General features: G+C 44.8%; 15 protein-coding genes. 7 read left to right on the forward strand and 8 right to left on the reverse strand.

Going from position 1 to position 15,060, the window contains the following annotated elements:
* Nucleotides 1-108: 108 nt before the first annotated feature.
* From FHQ23_RS08380 to gloA, 4 genes are all read right to left on the reverse strand, one after another.
* Complete coding sequence (locus FHQ23_RS08380; RefSeq protein WP_139613921.1) at nucleotides 109-1,011, reverse strand: RHS repeat domain-containing protein; 903 nt, start codon at nucleotides 1,009-1,011, stop codon at nucleotides 109-111.
* A gap of 109 nt (nucleotides 1,012-1,120) precedes the next feature.
* Nucleotides 1,121-2,479 (reverse strand): Na+/H+ antiporter family protein, encoded by a 1,359-nt coding sequence (locus FHQ23_RS08385; protein WP_139613922.1) that lies wholly within the window; start codon nucleotides 2,477-2,479, stop codon nucleotides 1,121-1,123.
* 87 nt (nucleotides 2,480-2,566) lie between these two features.
* A complete protein-coding gene (gene rnt, locus FHQ23_RS08390) occupies nucleotides 2,567-3,244 on the reverse strand; it encodes a ribonuclease T (protein ID WP_139613923.1) in 678 nt (225 codons plus the stop codon).
* A 67-nt stretch (nucleotides 3,245-3,311) separates the two neighbouring features.
* Nucleotides 3,312-3,719: a lactoylglutathione lyase gene (gloA, locus tag FHQ23_RS08395; protein ID WP_139613924.1), complete on the reverse strand. Its 408-nt coding sequence runs from the start codon at nucleotides 3,717-3,719 to the stop codon at nucleotides 3,312-3,314.
* A gap of 94 nt (nucleotides 3,720-3,813) precedes the next feature.
* Between gloA and FHQ23_RS08400 the strand changes: the two genes are divergently transcribed.
* The 3 genes from FHQ23_RS08400 to FHQ23_RS08410 are packed head-to-tail and all read left to right on the forward strand — an operon-like array spanning nucleotide 3,814 to nucleotide 7,617.
* Nucleotides 3,814-4,638 carry an HI_1241 family integral membrane domain gene (locus FHQ23_RS08400; protein WP_139613925.1) on the forward strand — a complete coding sequence of 275 codons (825 nt, stop codon included), beginning with the start codon at nucleotides 3,814-3,816 and terminating at the stop codon, nucleotides 4,636-4,638.
* A 25-nt stretch (nucleotides 4,639-4,663) separates the two neighbouring features.
* On the forward strand, nucleotides 4,664-7,420 hold the full coding sequence (locus FHQ23_RS08405) for a YdbH family protein (RefSeq protein ID WP_139613926.1): 2,757 nt from the start codon (nucleotides 4,664-4,666) through the stop codon (nucleotides 7,418-7,420).
* 17 nt (nucleotides 7,421-7,437) lie between these two features.
* On the forward strand, nucleotides 7,438-7,617 hold the full coding sequence (locus FHQ23_RS08410; RefSeq protein WP_139613927.1) for a YnbE family lipoprotein: 180 nt from the start codon (nucleotides 7,438-7,440) through the stop codon (nucleotides 7,615-7,617).
* Nucleotides 7,618-7,656: 39 nt separating this feature from the next.
* Here the strand turns inward: FHQ23_RS08410 and FHQ23_RS08415 are convergent, their stop codons facing one another.
* From FHQ23_RS08415 to FHQ23_RS08430, 4 genes are read right to left on the reverse strand one after another with little or no spacing between them, the layout of a single operon-like run.
* Nucleotides 7,657-8,484, reverse strand: coding sequence for an SDR family NAD(P)-dependent oxidoreductase (locus FHQ23_RS08415; RefSeq protein ID WP_139613928.1), 828 nt, complete (start codon nucleotides 8,482-8,484; stop codon nucleotides 7,657-7,659).
* Nucleotides 8,485-8,489: 5 nt separating this feature from the next.
* Entirely contained in the window at nucleotides 8,490-8,882 is a 393-nt protein-coding gene (locus tag FHQ23_RS08420; protein WP_139613929.1) for a SufE family protein, read from the reverse strand.
* Between the two features lies 1 nt (nucleotide 8,883).
* Complete coding sequence (locus FHQ23_RS08425) at nucleotides 8,884-10,134, reverse strand: aminotransferase class V-fold PLP-dependent enzyme (RefSeq protein WP_267963668.1); 1,251 nt, start codon at nucleotides 10,132-10,134, stop codon at nucleotides 8,884-8,886.
* Between the two features lie 9 nt (nucleotides 10,135-10,143).
* A complete protein-coding gene (locus FHQ23_RS08430) occupies nucleotides 10,144-10,647 on the reverse strand; it encodes a thermonuclease family protein (RefSeq protein ID WP_139613930.1) in 504 nt (167 codons plus the stop codon).
* A gap of 114 nt (nucleotides 10,648-10,761) precedes the next feature.
* Between FHQ23_RS08430 and FHQ23_RS08435 the strand changes: the two genes are divergently transcribed.
* The 4 genes from FHQ23_RS08435 (at nucleotide 10,762) to pepB (ending at nucleotide 14,938) form a co-directional block, all read left to right on the forward strand.
* Nucleotides 10,762-11,175 (forward strand): CidA/LrgA family protein, encoded by a 414-nt coding sequence (locus FHQ23_RS08435; protein WP_139613931.1) that lies wholly within the window; start codon nucleotides 10,762-10,764, stop codon nucleotides 11,173-11,175.
* A 42-nt stretch (nucleotides 11,176-11,217) separates the two neighbouring features.
* On the forward strand, nucleotides 11,218-11,907 hold the full coding sequence (locus FHQ23_RS08440; RefSeq protein WP_442805440.1) for a CidB/LrgB family autolysis modulator: 690 nt from the start codon (nucleotides 11,218-11,220) through the stop codon (nucleotides 11,905-11,907).
* Between the two features lie 532 nt (nucleotides 11,908-12,439).
* On the forward strand, nucleotides 12,440-13,531 hold the full coding sequence (gene dinB / locus FHQ23_RS08445) for a DNA polymerase IV (RefSeq protein ID WP_139613932.1): 1,092 nt from the start codon (nucleotides 12,440-12,442) through the stop codon (nucleotides 13,529-13,531).
* Nucleotides 13,532-13,633: 102 nt separating this feature from the next.
* Nucleotides 13,634-14,938, forward strand: a complete 1,305-nt coding sequence (pepB, locus tag FHQ23_RS08450) for an aminopeptidase PepB (RefSeq protein WP_176552287.1) — start codon at nucleotides 13,634-13,636, stop codon at nucleotides 14,936-14,938.
* Nucleotides 14,939-15,060: the final 122 nt, after the last annotated feature.

Genomic DNA, 15,060 nt, shown 5'->3' on the forward strand with positions numbered 1-15,060 from the left:
TTTAGTTTTAACTTTTTTTAAAGCAAGGAAATCTGACAATTTTTCAAGAGAAAAAAATGCTAATCCATAACTTGCTGTATCTATTAATCTATTGTTCATATTACTTCTTTATTTACACGGTATTTTATTTTTATTATAAAGGTCTTTTAATATATCTAACGCTTTCGCCGGTGTCTTATTTTTAATCAGTCTTTTTTTTGTACCAGGGATTTTCAGGTATCCTTTTGTATCTATATCTTTATATGCTTTAGCTGCCTTTTCAAAGAAATTATCTACACTGCCTTTAAACTTTGAACCGTGAAAAGGCACACCTTCATCTATCAAATTTCTATGTAAAAGTTTATGTAAATTTGCAGTACCCTTTCCTTTATTCGGATACCATGATATTGAATTTTTGTTCATCAATTCACTAATCCCAAGTTTTTTTGCAACAGATCTTGGAAATAAATGATGTCCCACACCTGTGTCCAATAAATCGGAGTACCATCCAAACAAATCAAATTGCGAATTCGTATCAAATACATAAGAATATAAATTTAATCCCCCAACAATACCTAGGGCATCTTGAGACAAATACAATCCTGTTTCGGGTGAATAATATCTAAAACGGTTATAAGCATCACCAGTTTTTATATCGACATACTGTCCTTGATATAAAAATGGTATAAAATCATTTTCACCAATTACCGGATTTCCATAAACATCAAGTTCTCTTCGCCAAATCAAATTCCCTTCAATATCATATACTTGTTTTGGAGTTCTCAGATAATCAGATACAATACTGTAATATTTATCTTCTATGATTTTCCCTATTGGCGTAAATAATCCTTCTTCATAAATCCAAGTTGTTACATTGTCAATAGATTCTTTACTATCATAATACAACTCTCCTAAATCCCCTACAGATAATTGTGGACGTAAGTTAAGGTTATATTTGTAGTGATCTAATAATCCCGCTGCCCTCGATAAGTGGTAACATATTATCAGGTGTAAATACCCCGAACCTAACACAACTCCAAAGTAGAGGTTTTATATTCGACTGGGCTCATGTCATTCAGTAATTGGTGATGAAGGCTGTTTTAGCGCTAAAACAGCCTTCGTTTTTTGGGGGGCGTTGTTATCACAGCACCATTGCGGCAATCCAGCCGAAAATAACCAAGGGAATATTGAAGTGGATAAAGGTCGGCACGACTGAATCCCAGATGTGGTCATGTTTGCCGTCAATATTCAAACCAGATGTCGGCCCCAACGTTGAGTCGGAAGCCGGGGAGCCTGCGTCACCTAATGCGGCGGATACGGCAACCAGCGAGACGGTCGCCATTTCAGAGAAGCCTAAACTGATGCAAATCGGTACATAAATAGCAGCAATAATCGGCACGGTGGAGAAAGAAGAACCGATTCCCATGGTGATAAACAGACCGATCAACAACATAATCAATGCTGCCCAACCTTTATTGTCACTGCCGATGGTGTCACTGAAGGTTTGCACCAACGCTGCAACCCCGTCAGTCTCTTTGATCACATTGGCGAAACCCGAAGCAGCGATCATCACGAAGCCAATCATCGCCATCAATTTCAAGCCTTGTTGGAACAGGTCATTGCTCTCTTTTAATTTGAAAATACCGCCTAGGGCGAAAATAATCAAGCCAACCAAACCACCGACAATAATCGAATCGGTATAGAGCTGCAAACCGAAGGTCAGCACAATGGCGAAAAGGCTCACGGCGACATGAAAGCGACTAATTTGACTGACTCGATGTTCAATATCGTCTGCGGTCGGTTCAGGCGTTGCAACCAGATATTCGCGTGGTTTGCGATAGGTGTAGAACACCGCAATCAGTAAACCGAGAATCATCCCCAATACTGGAATCAACATCGAAGCAGAAACTTGGGCGGCGGTAGTTTGCAATCCTAGTGCTGCGCCGGCTTCATTAATTTTAGTGACTAAAATATTATCAATAAAAATCTTGCCGAAGCCGACCGGCAAAATCATATAAGTTGCGGTTAAACCGAAAGTTAGCACACAGGCAACGGCACGGCGATCCAGTTTCAGACGGTTCATGATATCTAATAACGGTGGCACTACGATAGGAATAAAGGCGATGTGCACCGGCAGAATATTTTGTGAAGCGACGGCAAACAGCGTCAACAGTAGTAACACTAAATATTTAAACCAGAACAACGCTTTTTCACTAGGTTGTTTACCCAGTTTTTTGATTACCTGTACAGCAAGCAGATCAGTCAAACCGGAGCGGGAAATTGCCACGGCAAAAGCACCTAAAATAGCATAGTTCATTGCGACCGCAGCACCGCCGCCTAAACCGTTGGTAAAAGAGGCTACAGTAGCTTGAATATCCATGTTGCCAAGCAAACCGGCAGCCAGTGCGGAAATAATCAGAGCGATGACCACGTTAATCCGCATCAGGCTTAGCGCCAATAACAGAATAATCGACAGCACCACATTGTTGGTGAGTAACATAGCAGTTGGTTCCTTAATTAAAAAAGAGAAATAGCAAAAGTAAAATAGAACAGAATTCTAAAACAAAGCGCAATAAATTTCTGCAATTTATTGGTTTTCGAGGTTAAATAAGCGAAATCCGTCCAGTTGCTTTAAACGATTCACCATAAAGCAGAATAATTCTGCGGTTTTTTCAGTATCGTATAAGGCAGAATGGGCTTGTTTGGCGTCAAACGTGATATTCGCAGCTTGGCAGGCTTTGATTAATACGTTATTACCAAACATAAAGGCGCTAAGGGTGGCGGTATCAAAGGTACCAAACGGATGGAAAGGATTACGTTTCAAACGGCAACGCTCAGCCGCTGCCATCAAAAAGCCGTGATCGAATGCCGCATTGTGCGCCACAATAATTGAGCGTTTGCAGTCAGCGGCTTTTTGGGTGCGGCGCACCATCTTAAAAATCTCACTCAAGGCATGTTCTTCACTGACTGCGCCACGCAACGGGCTTTCAATATCAATGCCGTTAAATTTGAGTGAGTCTGGGTTGATGTTTGCCCCTTGGAACGGCTCAACATGAAAATGGCATTTCTCATCGGGTTGCAACAGTCCGTGTTGATCCATTTTTAAGGTCACAGCTGCAATTTCCAGCAGCGCATCGGTTTTAGGGTTAAATCCGGCGGTTTCGATATCGATGATCACCGGAAAATATTGCCGAAAACGATTTTTCAATAGATTAAAGTCGGTTTCAGTAGCGGCTTGAGTTGTGGATTGTGCTGTTGTGCTCACAAAAGAAATCCTGTATCGGGAAGTTTAAACCGGTGTGAATTCACACCGGTACAGAAAGCGTAAAAAATTAATTACCTAAACCAGCTTTGGCGTTTTTATTTTCAATAAATTCAACTTTATAACCATCCGGATCTTCGACAAATGCAATCACAGTGGTGCCACCTTTAACCGGACCGGGTTCACGGGTCACGTTGCCGCCGGCAGACCGCACTTTGTCACAGGTGGCATAAATATCGTCGGTGCCGATAGCGATATGACCATAGGCCGTGCCTAATTCGTATTCAGTGACACCCCAGTTATAGGTCAGCTCCAACACCGCACTTTTGTCTTCATCGTCGTAACCCAAAAATACCAACGTATAACGATATTCGGTATTTTCACTTTTACGCAGCACTCGCATGCCTAATGCTTCGGTGTAAAATTTGATTGAGCGATCCAAATCGCCGACACGTAGCATAGTATGTAAAATTCGCATAATTCACTCCTGAATGGTTAACAGAATAAGCAATATGGCATTATAATGCCGTATTATCAATAATTTCGCTTTATTCTATCATGTTGGGTATTTTATGTCAGATCAAACCGACAACAAATCACGGATTGTGTTTTTAGCACTGCTGCCGGTGATTTTATTGCTCGCCAGCGAGACCGCACTTTTTTATCTACAACAGCATTTGCTGAGCTTTGTTGCGATATTTGCCTTTGCCGTACTCAGTTGTCAATTAGCAATCCAAATCGTATTTGTTAAAGGCGAAATTTGCAACGGGCAGCGTTTTCGCTTGGTTAAGGTCAATTTGTGGCTGGCGCTTTATTGGGCTGGCTTATTGCTGCTTGGTGCGATGGCAGCAAAACGCTATATCCCATTGGCGCTGTTGATCGGCGCTGCAATACTGCTTTTGATCTGCGTATGGCAGCAGCCAAAAGAGGATATTCGGTTGCAGCGCGGCATTCTGTTGTTTGGTACAGTTTGCGGTATATTGGGCTTGTTTTGTTATGTGGCGATTTTGCTGAATTTACCGTTGCAGGATGGGTTAATTTATAGTCCGTTCAGCCAACTGTTGCTGGGGTTGATTATGGCAAACTGGCAACTGCGCTTATCGCGTAACCGTTTGCAAGGTTTTCTGGCGTTATTACCGCGCCTGATGCTATTAACATTGTTACTTAATGCGCTTTACAGTGTCGGAATTTTATTGGCGTTGCATATTAATTTGATGTTATTGACTATCAGTAGCAGCGCTTTTGCAGCGTATTTTGCATTGCATTTAGTGCTGGGTATCTTATTGTTTTGGCTGATTTTAAAACAAAAAGTGCTGGATCTAGGTTGGCTGTCGCTCTTGCTATTGCTGACACTGTGTTTGCCGTTACTGCTGATGTCGGCATATTTGTCGATCTAAAATTAACTGCGAGTGAACATTGGCTATGTGGAAAAAATGTCTGATTGCCTGCTGCGCCTTGCTACTGTTGCTGTCGGCAATGGTCGCTTGGTTGTTGTTTGGCAATGGCATTCAAAAAACCGCAAACTATTTTCTTGCCCCAGATTTTCAAATTCAACTGAATCAACCTCTGAGAATCGATCGACAAGCGATCAGCTTACCGGAGATTCAGTTGACCAGTTTAAAACATGGTTGTCGACTAACAGAAACCGCGCCAATCCGGTTTATTTGGCAACAGCGTAGACTGTTCTCTGAGCAAGTGCGGTTGGACTATCGCTGTTTGCAACAGATGATCGCACAAGAGGCGACAACAACCGAGCAGCCGCCTTTCACTCTCACACGCCTGTTTGCCTTATTGCCACTGGGTGAAGTAGAAATTGCTGATGTTGAGTGGCAAAATAGCCAAGCAGAGCGCAGTCCACAGTTGCAACGCTTGCTTGCAGCCAGCACCCACCTTAAGGCAGTGCGACAAGACGATCAGCTGCGACTGCAATTGCACATAACGGAACATCAGGAAGGGCAAGTTTATGAGTTGGCAAATCTTGATGGCATTTTAGTTGATAAAACGTTAACCGCGCTGTTGGTTTATCAGCCTGATGAACAGCAACACCATCAAGTGACATTAAATGCCGATTTGGCAGACAGCGTTGAGCAGCTACCGCTCAGGGCTGATCTGGATTATCACTGGCGTTCGCCGGACATGATTATTCCGCAGGGCGGCATCACGTTAAACTGGAAGCAGCAGCAAGCACAATTACAGCTGTATGAAGTGGCTGATCAGGAGCAGCATCAGTTGCTGGATTTGCCATTCGATATTAAAAACGGGCGGTTACACATCAGTAAAGCCCGTTTCAATTGGGCAAAACAGCTGCCGCAGCCACTCAATGGTTTCTTAGATTTAGACCTACAGCCAACGGCACAAAACCACGCTTTTTGGAACAGTTTTCCGCTGAATATCAATTTTCGTCTGTCGTTGCTGACCAACGGTGACAAAGGCAAAGGGCAGGTTGTGATTCAGGGATTAGACGGCAAAATTGATCGACAATCGTTGGATATTCCGCTGCAAGTCAATGGTGAAGTGAAATCCTTCGACAGTATTTTTTACACCAATCTGCCGATGCGGCTTGAAGGGGAATTATACCGACCATTGTTGCGTTTTTTAAGCGGTTCGTTGTTGCGGATGACCGGCAATACTGAGTATATCGATATCGAAGAGCTACGTTTGCCGCTGGCGGGCGTGGTGGTCGGGCAGTACGGGATCAAAGGGCGATTGCAGGCGATTTTGAAAGGCAAAACCCGACAATTTGAGCAAATTGATTTACGCCTTGACGGACGAGCCAATGAATTTATTGCTGGCATTCACTCTATTTTTAATATTCGCTCGGCACAGGAAGTGGTTCGGTTGTCGGAAACTTCTGCCACGAATCGTTGGAACTGGAATTTTTGGGGCAATGCCAAAATACCGAGCCTGAAAAGTGCGGTCAATCTGCGTGGTCGTGGCTTTTGGCAGGATAGTTTACTGAACATTCAACTGTTGGACGGCGATTTACAACGCTTCGCACTGCCGGGCGTGCAGGTTGGCGCTTTGCAATTGTCCTTGTCGCAAAATCTGTTGTGGGATTATCAACAGCAGCAAATCAGTGGGGCGTTATCGGTGAAAACACCGCATATTCGCTTGGATTACGGCGGACAAATTTTACAGCCGGATATCAGTGTAACGCTTGACGGAAAAGATTTCTCCGATCTAAATTTAAAAAGTGAGCTGAGAGCCGATCGTTTGGGACCTATCCGCTTATTTTCTCGCTATCAAGACGGTACGTTACGCGGTAACATCTATTGGCCGCAACAATCCTCTGATGTGTTTCAACCACTGTTTCCAAAACGCTGGAACTGGTTGATTCAACGGGGCACGATTCGTGGACAAACTGCATTTTCGATTACACCGCAAAACGGTTTGGTTGCCGGGGGACATATTGCGATTGAAAACGGCAGTATTTCGCTGCCAAACGGCGCAATCAGTGGCATCAACTTCTCATTGCCGTACCGCTATCAGGATCAACATTTTCAACTGGGCGTAAAACAACCGGTTGAGGTCAAAATCGCGCAGTTGGATAACGGCGTGCGGCTAAATGATGTGTCACTACAACTGCAAGGCTATTATCCCTACAACCGTCAATCTCCGTTATCATTGACACGGCTGAATCTAAAACTGTTAGGCGGCGAACTGAATGTGGACAAATTCTCGCTACCGCAGCGCAACCCCGCTTATTTGCGCTTAAATGGCATTGAATTGGCTGAGATTTTGCAGTTAATGCAATATAATCAGTTAGAAATGCGTGGTAAAGTGAATGCCAAGTTGCCGTTTTGGATCGAAAATTCAGACTGTATTATTTGCGATGGTGTGATTGAGCAGGGCAATGATTGGCGCATTCATTTAAGCGATGAATTAATCCGTAAAATCGAGCAGGGCGGCGGCATTACCGAGCGGATTTTGACCAATTTGATGGAAACCATGGACGTTTACGATTCGAATATCAAGGTGAATCTATTGACAGACGGCACCGGTTTGATGAATGCGAAAATTAAAGCCAATAATGCGCTGCAAAATCCGATCTTCTTGAATTATAACCATAAAGAGAATGCATTTGATTTGTGGGATTCCATCAATTTTGGTTCAGAGCTACAGCAGCAGCTGGAATATCGACTTTACCAAAAACAGAATCAGGATAATCAAAACCAATGAAATTAAAGGGAACTATTATGTTAAACCCAAAGCAGTGCGTGGGGCTGCTGTTTGCCGTATTTTTTACCGCCGCTTGCGTGCCGAAAATTCAATTGGAAACCCCAAAAGAGGGGATTACCATTAATATGAATGTAGAAGTTGAGCACAAAATTCAAATTGAAACCGATGAAAATACTCGCAAAATTTTGGGCGAATAGTGTTAGGGAATCGTAGCGTCAAATACCAAGAGTATCGAATTATTGGTTGCCGCCTTTCCAATTCATCCAGTCAAAAGCACGGGTCGGCAGCAGACGGCGCAGCCACCAATACAGTTTGGTCGGGAAAGTGACGTGGTAACGCGGTTTAGGCGAATTGCTTTCAAGACAGCGCAAAACCGCTTTAGCACAGGCTTCAGCCGGCAGGGTAAACGGGTTGGCATTGCCGCTGGCATTCAAACGTTGTAACTGTTGCTGATAGGCGTTGCGATGCACACTATTTTGCCAATCAATGTGTTGCTGAAATTTCGCCAAGGCATTGGGGCGAAAGCGGCTGCGAATCGGGCCGGGTTGCAACAGGCTGACAAAAATCCGGCTGCCACGCAATTCAGTACGCAGGGTGTCACATAAGCCTTCAAGGGCGAATTTGCTGCTGTTATAGGCGCCACGCCATGGCATAGCGGCAAAGCCTAAAATACTGCTGTTGACGATAATCCGTCCGTGGCCTTGCTGGCGAAAAGCCGCCATCGCATAACGAATACAATCCCAAGTGCCGAACACATTGGTCTCAAACTGCTGTTGTAATGCGCGGTGGCTGATATCTTCCACCGCACCGGTTTGTCCGTATCCGGCATTACAGAAAATCGCATCTAAAGTGCGGTTTGCGCTAATCTGTTGTATAACCTGTTGGATTTGTTGTAGATCAGTGATGTCCAGTTGCACACATTCCAAGCCCTCCTGCTGCAAACGGGCTACATCTTCTGCCTTGCGGCAGCTGGCGATCACCTGCCAATCGTGCTGCTGAAGGTAAAGTGCGGTGGCATAGCCAATGCCGCTGGAGCAGCCGGTGATTAAAATGGTTTTTTTCATGGTGATTAATCCAAGTGGTGTAACAACGATTCGATCTGTTTTAAACCGTTCAAACGAGTAGCGCTCAAACGTTGGGCAATGCCGCATTGTTGCAACAGAACACTGATATCAAGCTGCCTAATTTGTTCTAATTTTAGCGGTTGCAGCGCACTCAACAGCAGATAAAGCAAGCCGTTCATAATGCGTGCTTCACTGTAGGCAGCAAAGTGATAGCCGTCGGCGTGCTTCACTGCCGCAAACCGCACTTCTACTTCACAGCCTTGAATCAAAGGCATTTGCTCCCATTCGCTGCGTTCAATCACTGGCAATTTTTTACCGAGCTGAATCAACAGGCGATAGCGATCTTCCCAACTTGGCAAGCCACTAAATTGTTCGACGAGATCTGGGTAATCCTGCATACTATTCTCTTAAAAGTGTCAAAGTGCGGTCTAGCGCAGCGAAGAAAGCCTCTACATCAGCCAACGTGTTATAAGGGGCAAACGAAAGGCGTAAGGTGCTTTTTTGCCCCAAACGAGCCAGGTAAGGCTGAGCGCAATGTTCACCCGCTCGCAGCGCAATGCCTTGCTCGCTCAGCAGGGTGCTTAAGTCGGAAACGGCAATATCATCAAATACAAAGCAGACAATCGAACTGGGTTGTGGCGAGTTGAATAAGCGCACGTGATCATAGCGTTGCAACCGCACTTTAGTCTGTTCGGCAAGCGCCACCGCATAGGCTTCTGCCTGCTGAAGATCGTATTGACCTAACCAATCCAGCACTGCGCCAAAACCAATTACTGCGGCGATATTCGGCGTACCGGCTTCCAATCGATAGGGCAGAGGATTAAAGCTGATCTGCTGTTTGCTGACCCGATCCACCATTTTGCCGCCATATAGCAACGGGGTCAGTTTTTCCAGCGACTCCGCCTTGCCGCTCAGCACTCCCAAGCCGTTTGGGCCGTAAAGTTTGTGTGCCGAGAATACATAAAAATCTGCATCAAGCGCTTGAATATCCAATTTGAGATGCGCAATTGCTTGCGCACAATCTAGCAAAATCAAAGCCTGTGGTGAGTTTTGGCGCACGATCTTGATCAACTCAGCAACCGGTTGTTCGGTGCCGGTAACGTTGGAAACCATGTTGAAAGCGACAATCTTACTGCGTGGCGACAGTGCTTGGCGCAACACCGCACTTTCAATCTGCCATTGCTCATTGATTGGCAGAATAATCAATTTTGCCGAATATTGTTGTGCCAACATTGACCAAGTCACAAAATGGGCGTGATGATCAGCTTCGCTGATCACAATCTCATCACCGGGTTCAAGCCAATGCGCCAACCCATGCGCAACGCTATTGATCGCTTGCGTGGCACCGGAAGTCCAAATAATTGTCGCTGGTGACGGCGCATTGATCAACTCGGCGACGAGATTACGTGCCTGTTCGTAAAGTGCGGTCTGCTTGGCATCGTACTGGCTGCGGTGCACCGACCCCGCACTTTGATAAAAATCAAGGGTGCTGTCAATCAGCACTTGCGGTTTCAACGCTGTTGCCGCTGAATCCAGATAAACTGAGGTTGCGGAGCTTTGCAGATACGGAAAAGCTTGGCGAAATAATGTCGGGTTGAAATCGGATTCTAAGGTAAACATAATGCCGTCATCATTGAAAAAAGAGGTCATATTATAAACTCAACGCTGCGCCTTGCGCCACAAATACGGCTCTTGCGGATTGTTATCCTGCCACAAGCCCAATTTTTTCCATTTTGCCCGTTGCTGCGCCTGTGGGTAGCGTGAATCTTTTTTATAAAAACGGTATGCCCAAGCCCAACCGTTTTCTATCATCACTAAATTAATATCACGCTGCTGTGCGTCATACACCACGGCTAAACGTCGCGCAAATTTATCAATGCCGTCAATTTTCAAGTCTACTTTCTGTTGTAGAATCAATGCAGCTAGAAACTGTTTGGATTTTGCTGAATAAGGTTGTCCGTTTTCGGGAGCATCGATACCCAGCAACCGCACTTTGATGCGTTTATTATTAGCGCTCAGGCAAGTGAAACTGTCGCCATCGCTGATGTGAATCACCCGGCATTGAATAGTAGAACGAGTGTTACCGTTATTGAGCTTGGCGTAAGCGACTGTCGTAAAAAGTAACAAAAATGAAAACAAAAAGAAAAAACGTGTTATCGACACTTTAAAACCTTATCTATTGCGCCTAAAAAAGGCAAAATTCGGTGACATTGATCACAATTTGAGAGAGAATTATTGCACATCATTCCGTTATCGCAAACGTTATCTCAAGTAAAGATGAAACAAAAAATCATAAATCTGCTGCGTTCGCTAGCCATTTTATATGCAATTTTGTATCTCGGTATTTTTCTACAGTATCTGATTCCTATCGGCGTGCCGGGCAGTATCTGGGGCTTGCTGATTCTGTTTCTGTGTTTAACTTCGCAATTGATTAAAGTTGAGTGGATCGCCTTTGGTTCGAGCCTGCTGATTCGCTATATGGCGCTGTTGTTTGTGCCGGTCAGTGTTGGGATTATCAAATATGCCGATCTGTTGCTTGCTAATGCTAAGCAGTTACTGATTCCGAATATCGTCAGCACCATGCTGAGCTTGGTGGTGATCGGTTTGATGGCAGACTATCTGTTCGAACGGCACAGTATCCGCAAATTACGCCGTAAAATTGAAAGAAAACGGATTAAGCAGCGACGCTAAGCTGAGATAAAGTAAGCCGAGATGAAAGCAGGAGATATTTAAATGATGGCAGTTTACCTCTACTCCGTGTTAACGATTATGGCGTTTATGGCTGCGATCTGGATTAGCAAACGCTGGAAGTCGATTGTGTTTAACTCTTTTGTATTGACCATTCTATTATTGGTTGGGGTTTTACTGTTGGCAGATATTCCTTATGACCAGTATATCCAGGGCAACGCGCCATTAAATAACTTATTAGGGCCGGCGATTGTGGCGTTAGCGCTACCGCTTTATGAACAATTACGTCAAATCAGCAGCCGTTGGCGCAGTATTTTACTGATCACGCTGACGGCATCAGTGTTGTCGATGTTAAGCGGCGCGTTGTTGGCGCTGTTATTAGGTGGTAATTCGGAGATAGTGGCGACAATTTTACCGAAATCGATTAGCACGCCAATTGCAATGGCTGTGGCAGAAACCATCGGTGGCGTGCCGTCTGTGGCAGCCGTCGGTGTGGTGTTGGCAGGATTGCAAGGCTCAATTTTCGGGTATTTGTTGTTGAAAAAAATCGGTTTGAAACATCCCGAAGCCATTGGTTTGTCGATCGGCGCGGTTTCTCACGCACTCGGTACGGCCCGCACCTTAGAAATTGATAAACAAGCCGGCATTTACAGCTCAATTTCGCTAGTTTTATGCGGCATCATCAGTTCGGTGTTAGCACCGTTGATCTTTCGTTTAGTCTTGTTGCTGGTATAACCCGTATTTGGTCTTCATTATTTCGCCTTGTGGCGACCAACTTTCTTTGCTTGTGCAAAGAAAGTTAGCAAAGAAAGCACACCCTGATGAACTGCTGATCTTCGCTCAGTGTGAATTTGCTTAACGGAAAATTTTTAATTCGCCCGCATTGCGGGCAGACTCGCTACGCTCAAACAGAAAAATTTCCCTACAAATTTCACACCCGCTCAGGCAGTTCATAAGGGAATCTGAAAACCACAGCGCAGAGTACGAGGTTTTAAACCGCACTTTATACTTTATAAATTTTAGTGGTTAAATGAAAGTGTGGTGTGTTTGGTGTTTATTCCCCCATCTGTAATGTCTGAGCGTTGCTTATGGCAACGACCCGTAGGGTGACAAAATCATTTATGATTTTGTGAATCAAAAAAGTAAGTCACCATCGGCGAAATCCGATGCCTCACTTAAGATAAAAGCGAATAACGCAAATATACTGTTTATTTATACAGTTATTTAATTTATAATTGCAGTACCATTCCTTATTTTTGCTTCCGTTATGCTGGCGATATCATCGAATAAAGCGAATTTTGAACGTAAAATTATCCATATTGATATGGACTGCTTTTTTGCGGCGGTTGAAATTCGTGAGCAGCCGAGTTTAGCAGGCAAACCGGTAGCAGTTGGCGGTGCGGCGGACAGCCGTGGTGTGCTTTCTACCTGTAATTATGAAGCTCGTCAATATGGCTTACACAGTGCAATGCCAACCGCACTTGCATTAAAAAAATGCCCGAATCTGATATTGTTGCGTGGCAACATGGCGTTGTATAAACAGGTTTCAGAACAGGTGCAGGCTATTTTTCGGCGCTATACCACAATAATCGAACCGCTATCTTTAGATGAAGCCTATCTGGACGTGACCGATTGCACCGCCTGCAACGGCTCGGCAACTTGGATTGCTGCCGAAATTCGACGTGCTATTTTGACAGAGCTGCAACTAACTGCTTCAGCCGGCATTGCGCCGCTGAAATTTTTGGCAAAAATTGCCTCAGAAATCAATAAACCGAATGGACAATTTGTGCTGACCCCAGATCAGGTTGATCAATTTGTACTCGGATTGGCATTGAAAAAAATTCCGGGTGTCGGTCCGGTTACGGCTCAAAAATTGTCTGCAATGGGTTTGATGACCTGTGCTGATGTTCGCCAATTAAAACAGCATATTTTACTCGATCAATTTGGCAAATTGGGGCAACGGATTTGGCAGTTTAGCCATGCAATTGATGAAAGAGCGGTGCAATCAGAGCGGGAACGTAAGTCAGTAGGTGTTGAAGTTACCCTGTCACAAGATATTTGGCAAGTATCGCAGGCTGAAGCGATTTTACAGTCACTCTACCAAAAACTGATTGTGCGTTTGCAGCGCGCAGATCCGGATACCCCATTGAGTCAATATCGAAAAATCGGGGTGAAACTGAAATTTAACGATTTTCAAACCACCACCTTGGAGAGCAGTAGCCATTGTTTAAACCTTAACGCTTTCCGGCAATTGTTGCAGCAAATTTGGCAGCGGGCAAATGGCAGAAGCATACGCTTGATCGGCTTGAATGTGGCATTGTTGGCTAAAAATAATCCACAACAGCTCAGTTTATGGTGATTTGATTCAAATTATGACAAAAAAATAACATTTAGGATTTACTAAAAATCGGTTTATGTTATAAACAATGGCAATTTTAACACGGAGAGTGTCATGATGAGCATGAAAATTAATTTAAGCAAAAAACAAGCTGACGAAGTATGGGGAAAAAAAGCGTTATTGAGTTTTGATAACGGAGTAGCAAAAGTACATTTTGGCGGTGATGATCCGCTCGGCAAGATTCAGCGGGCAGCACGAAAATTACGCGCCCAAGGAATTGATGATGTCGAGCTGGAAGGCAAACATTGGACGTTGCCGACCTGTTGGGCATTTTATCAAGGATTTTACAGCGCTAAACAGGATTTTGCGATTGAATTTCCGTCTGATTTGAGTGATGCCGATCAACAGCAGCTATTCCGCTTGATCGAGTGTGGCGATTTTGTACGTGAGTTGATTAACTTGCCGTCCGATGAAATCACGCCACAAGCATTGGCACATCGTGCCGCCGACTTTATTTTGCAACAGGCACAGCATGCCGAAGTGGAAAAAGCGGTGTCGTATCATATTATCGCCCGTGAAGAGCTGAAAGAGCGTGGTTATAACGGCATTTGGACGGTCGGCAAAGGCTCAGCCAATTTGCCGGCGATGTTGCAGTTAGATTTTAATCCGAGCGGTAACCCGGATGAGCCGGTGATGGCTTGTTTGGTGGGCAAAGGGATCACTTTTGATACCGGTGGCTACAGCTTGAAACCAAGCAATTCGATGGATTCAATGCGTTCTGATATGGGTGGCGCCGCACTGCTAACCGGTGCATTGGGATTGGCGATTGCTTGTGGTTTGAATCAACGAGTTAAATTATACCTGTGCTGTGCTGAAAATATGGTCAGCAGCCGTGCGTTTAAACTGGGCGATATTATTGAATATCGCAATGGTGTTACCGTTGAAGTGTTGAACACCGATGCTGAAGGGCGCTTGGTGTTGGCAGACGGTTTGATTGAAGCCGATGCACAAGCACCACAGTTTATCATTGATTGTGCCACCTTGACCGGTGCGGCGAAAATGGCAGTCGGCAATGACTACCATTCGGTGTTGTCGATGGACGACAAATTGGTGAAAGCGCTGTTCAAGGCGGCAAAAGAGGAGAATGAACCTTTCTGGCGCCTGCCATTTGAACCTTTCCACCGCAGCCAAGTCAGCTCCTCGTTTGCGGACATTTGCAATACCTCATCAGTTCCTGCCGGAACGGGCGCCGGAGCGAGCACCGCTACGGCATTTCTGTCGTATTTTGTCAAATCGTATCAAACCAATTGGCTGCATATTGACTGTTCTGCTACTTTCCGAAAATCTGCCAGTCCGTTATGGGCGACCGGCGCAACCGGCATTGGCGTCAATAGCTTGGCGAACCTATTATTGAGCTATGGTGACTAGCGAACGGGTGATTAAGGTTGGATTTAACATTAGATTGGTCGGGTAATGCTGCCCGATCAGTAAAATCGACAAACAACTAACACGCTATATAAATTTGAACGGAATAGAACATCTCTGATAGA

The organism is Testudinibacter crocodili (assembly GCF_006228025.1).
In the GTDB taxonomy this organism is placed as follows: Bacteria; Pseudomonadota; Gammaproteobacteria; order Enterobacterales; family Pasteurellaceae; genus Chelonobacter.

Coding starts and splice junctions, on each gene's coding strand:
- FHQ23_RS08385 (WP_139613922.1), bottom strand. CDS start 2,479: ATGTTACTCACCAACAATGTGGTGCTGTCGATTATTCTGTTATTGGCG.
- gloA (WP_139613924.1), bottom strand. CDS start 3,719: ATGCGAATTTTACATACTATGCTACGTGTCGGCGATTTGGATCGCTCA.
- FHQ23_RS08400 (WP_139613925.1), top strand. CDS start 3,814: ATGTCAGATCAAACCGACAACAAATCACGGATTGTGTTTTTAGCACTG.
- FHQ23_RS08405 (WP_139613926.1), top strand. CDS start 4,664: ATGTGGAAAAAATGTCTGATTGCCTGCTGCGCCTTGCTACTGTTGCTG.
- FHQ23_RS08410 (WP_139613927.1), top strand. CDS start 7,438: ATGTTAAACCCAAAGCAGTGCGTGGGGCTGCTGTTTGCCGTATTTTTT.
- FHQ23_RS08415 (WP_139613928.1), bottom strand. CDS start 8,484: ATGAAAAAAACCATTTTAATCACCGGCTGCTCCAGCGGCATTGGCTAT.
- FHQ23_RS08420 (WP_139613929.1), bottom strand. CDS start 8,882: ATGCAGGATTACCCAGATCTCGTCGAACAATTTAGTGGCTTGCCAAGT.
- FHQ23_RS08425 (WP_267963668.1), bottom strand. CDS start 10,134: ATGACCTCTTTTTTCAATGATGACGGCATTATGTTTACCTTAGAATCC.
- FHQ23_RS08435 (WP_139613931.1), top strand. CDS start 10,762: ATGAAACAAAAAATCATAAATCTGCTGCGTTCGCTAGCCATTTTATAT.
- FHQ23_RS08440 (WP_442805440.1), top strand. CDS start 11,218: ATGATGGCAGTTTACCTCTACTCCGTGTTAACGATTATGGCGTTTATG.
- dinB (WP_139613932.1), top strand. CDS start 12,440: ATGCTGGCGATATCATCGAATAAAGCGAATTTTGAACGTAAAATTATC.
- pepB (WP_176552287.1), top strand. CDS start 13,634: ATGAAAATTAATTTAAGCAAAAAACAAGCTGACGAAGTATGGGGAAAA.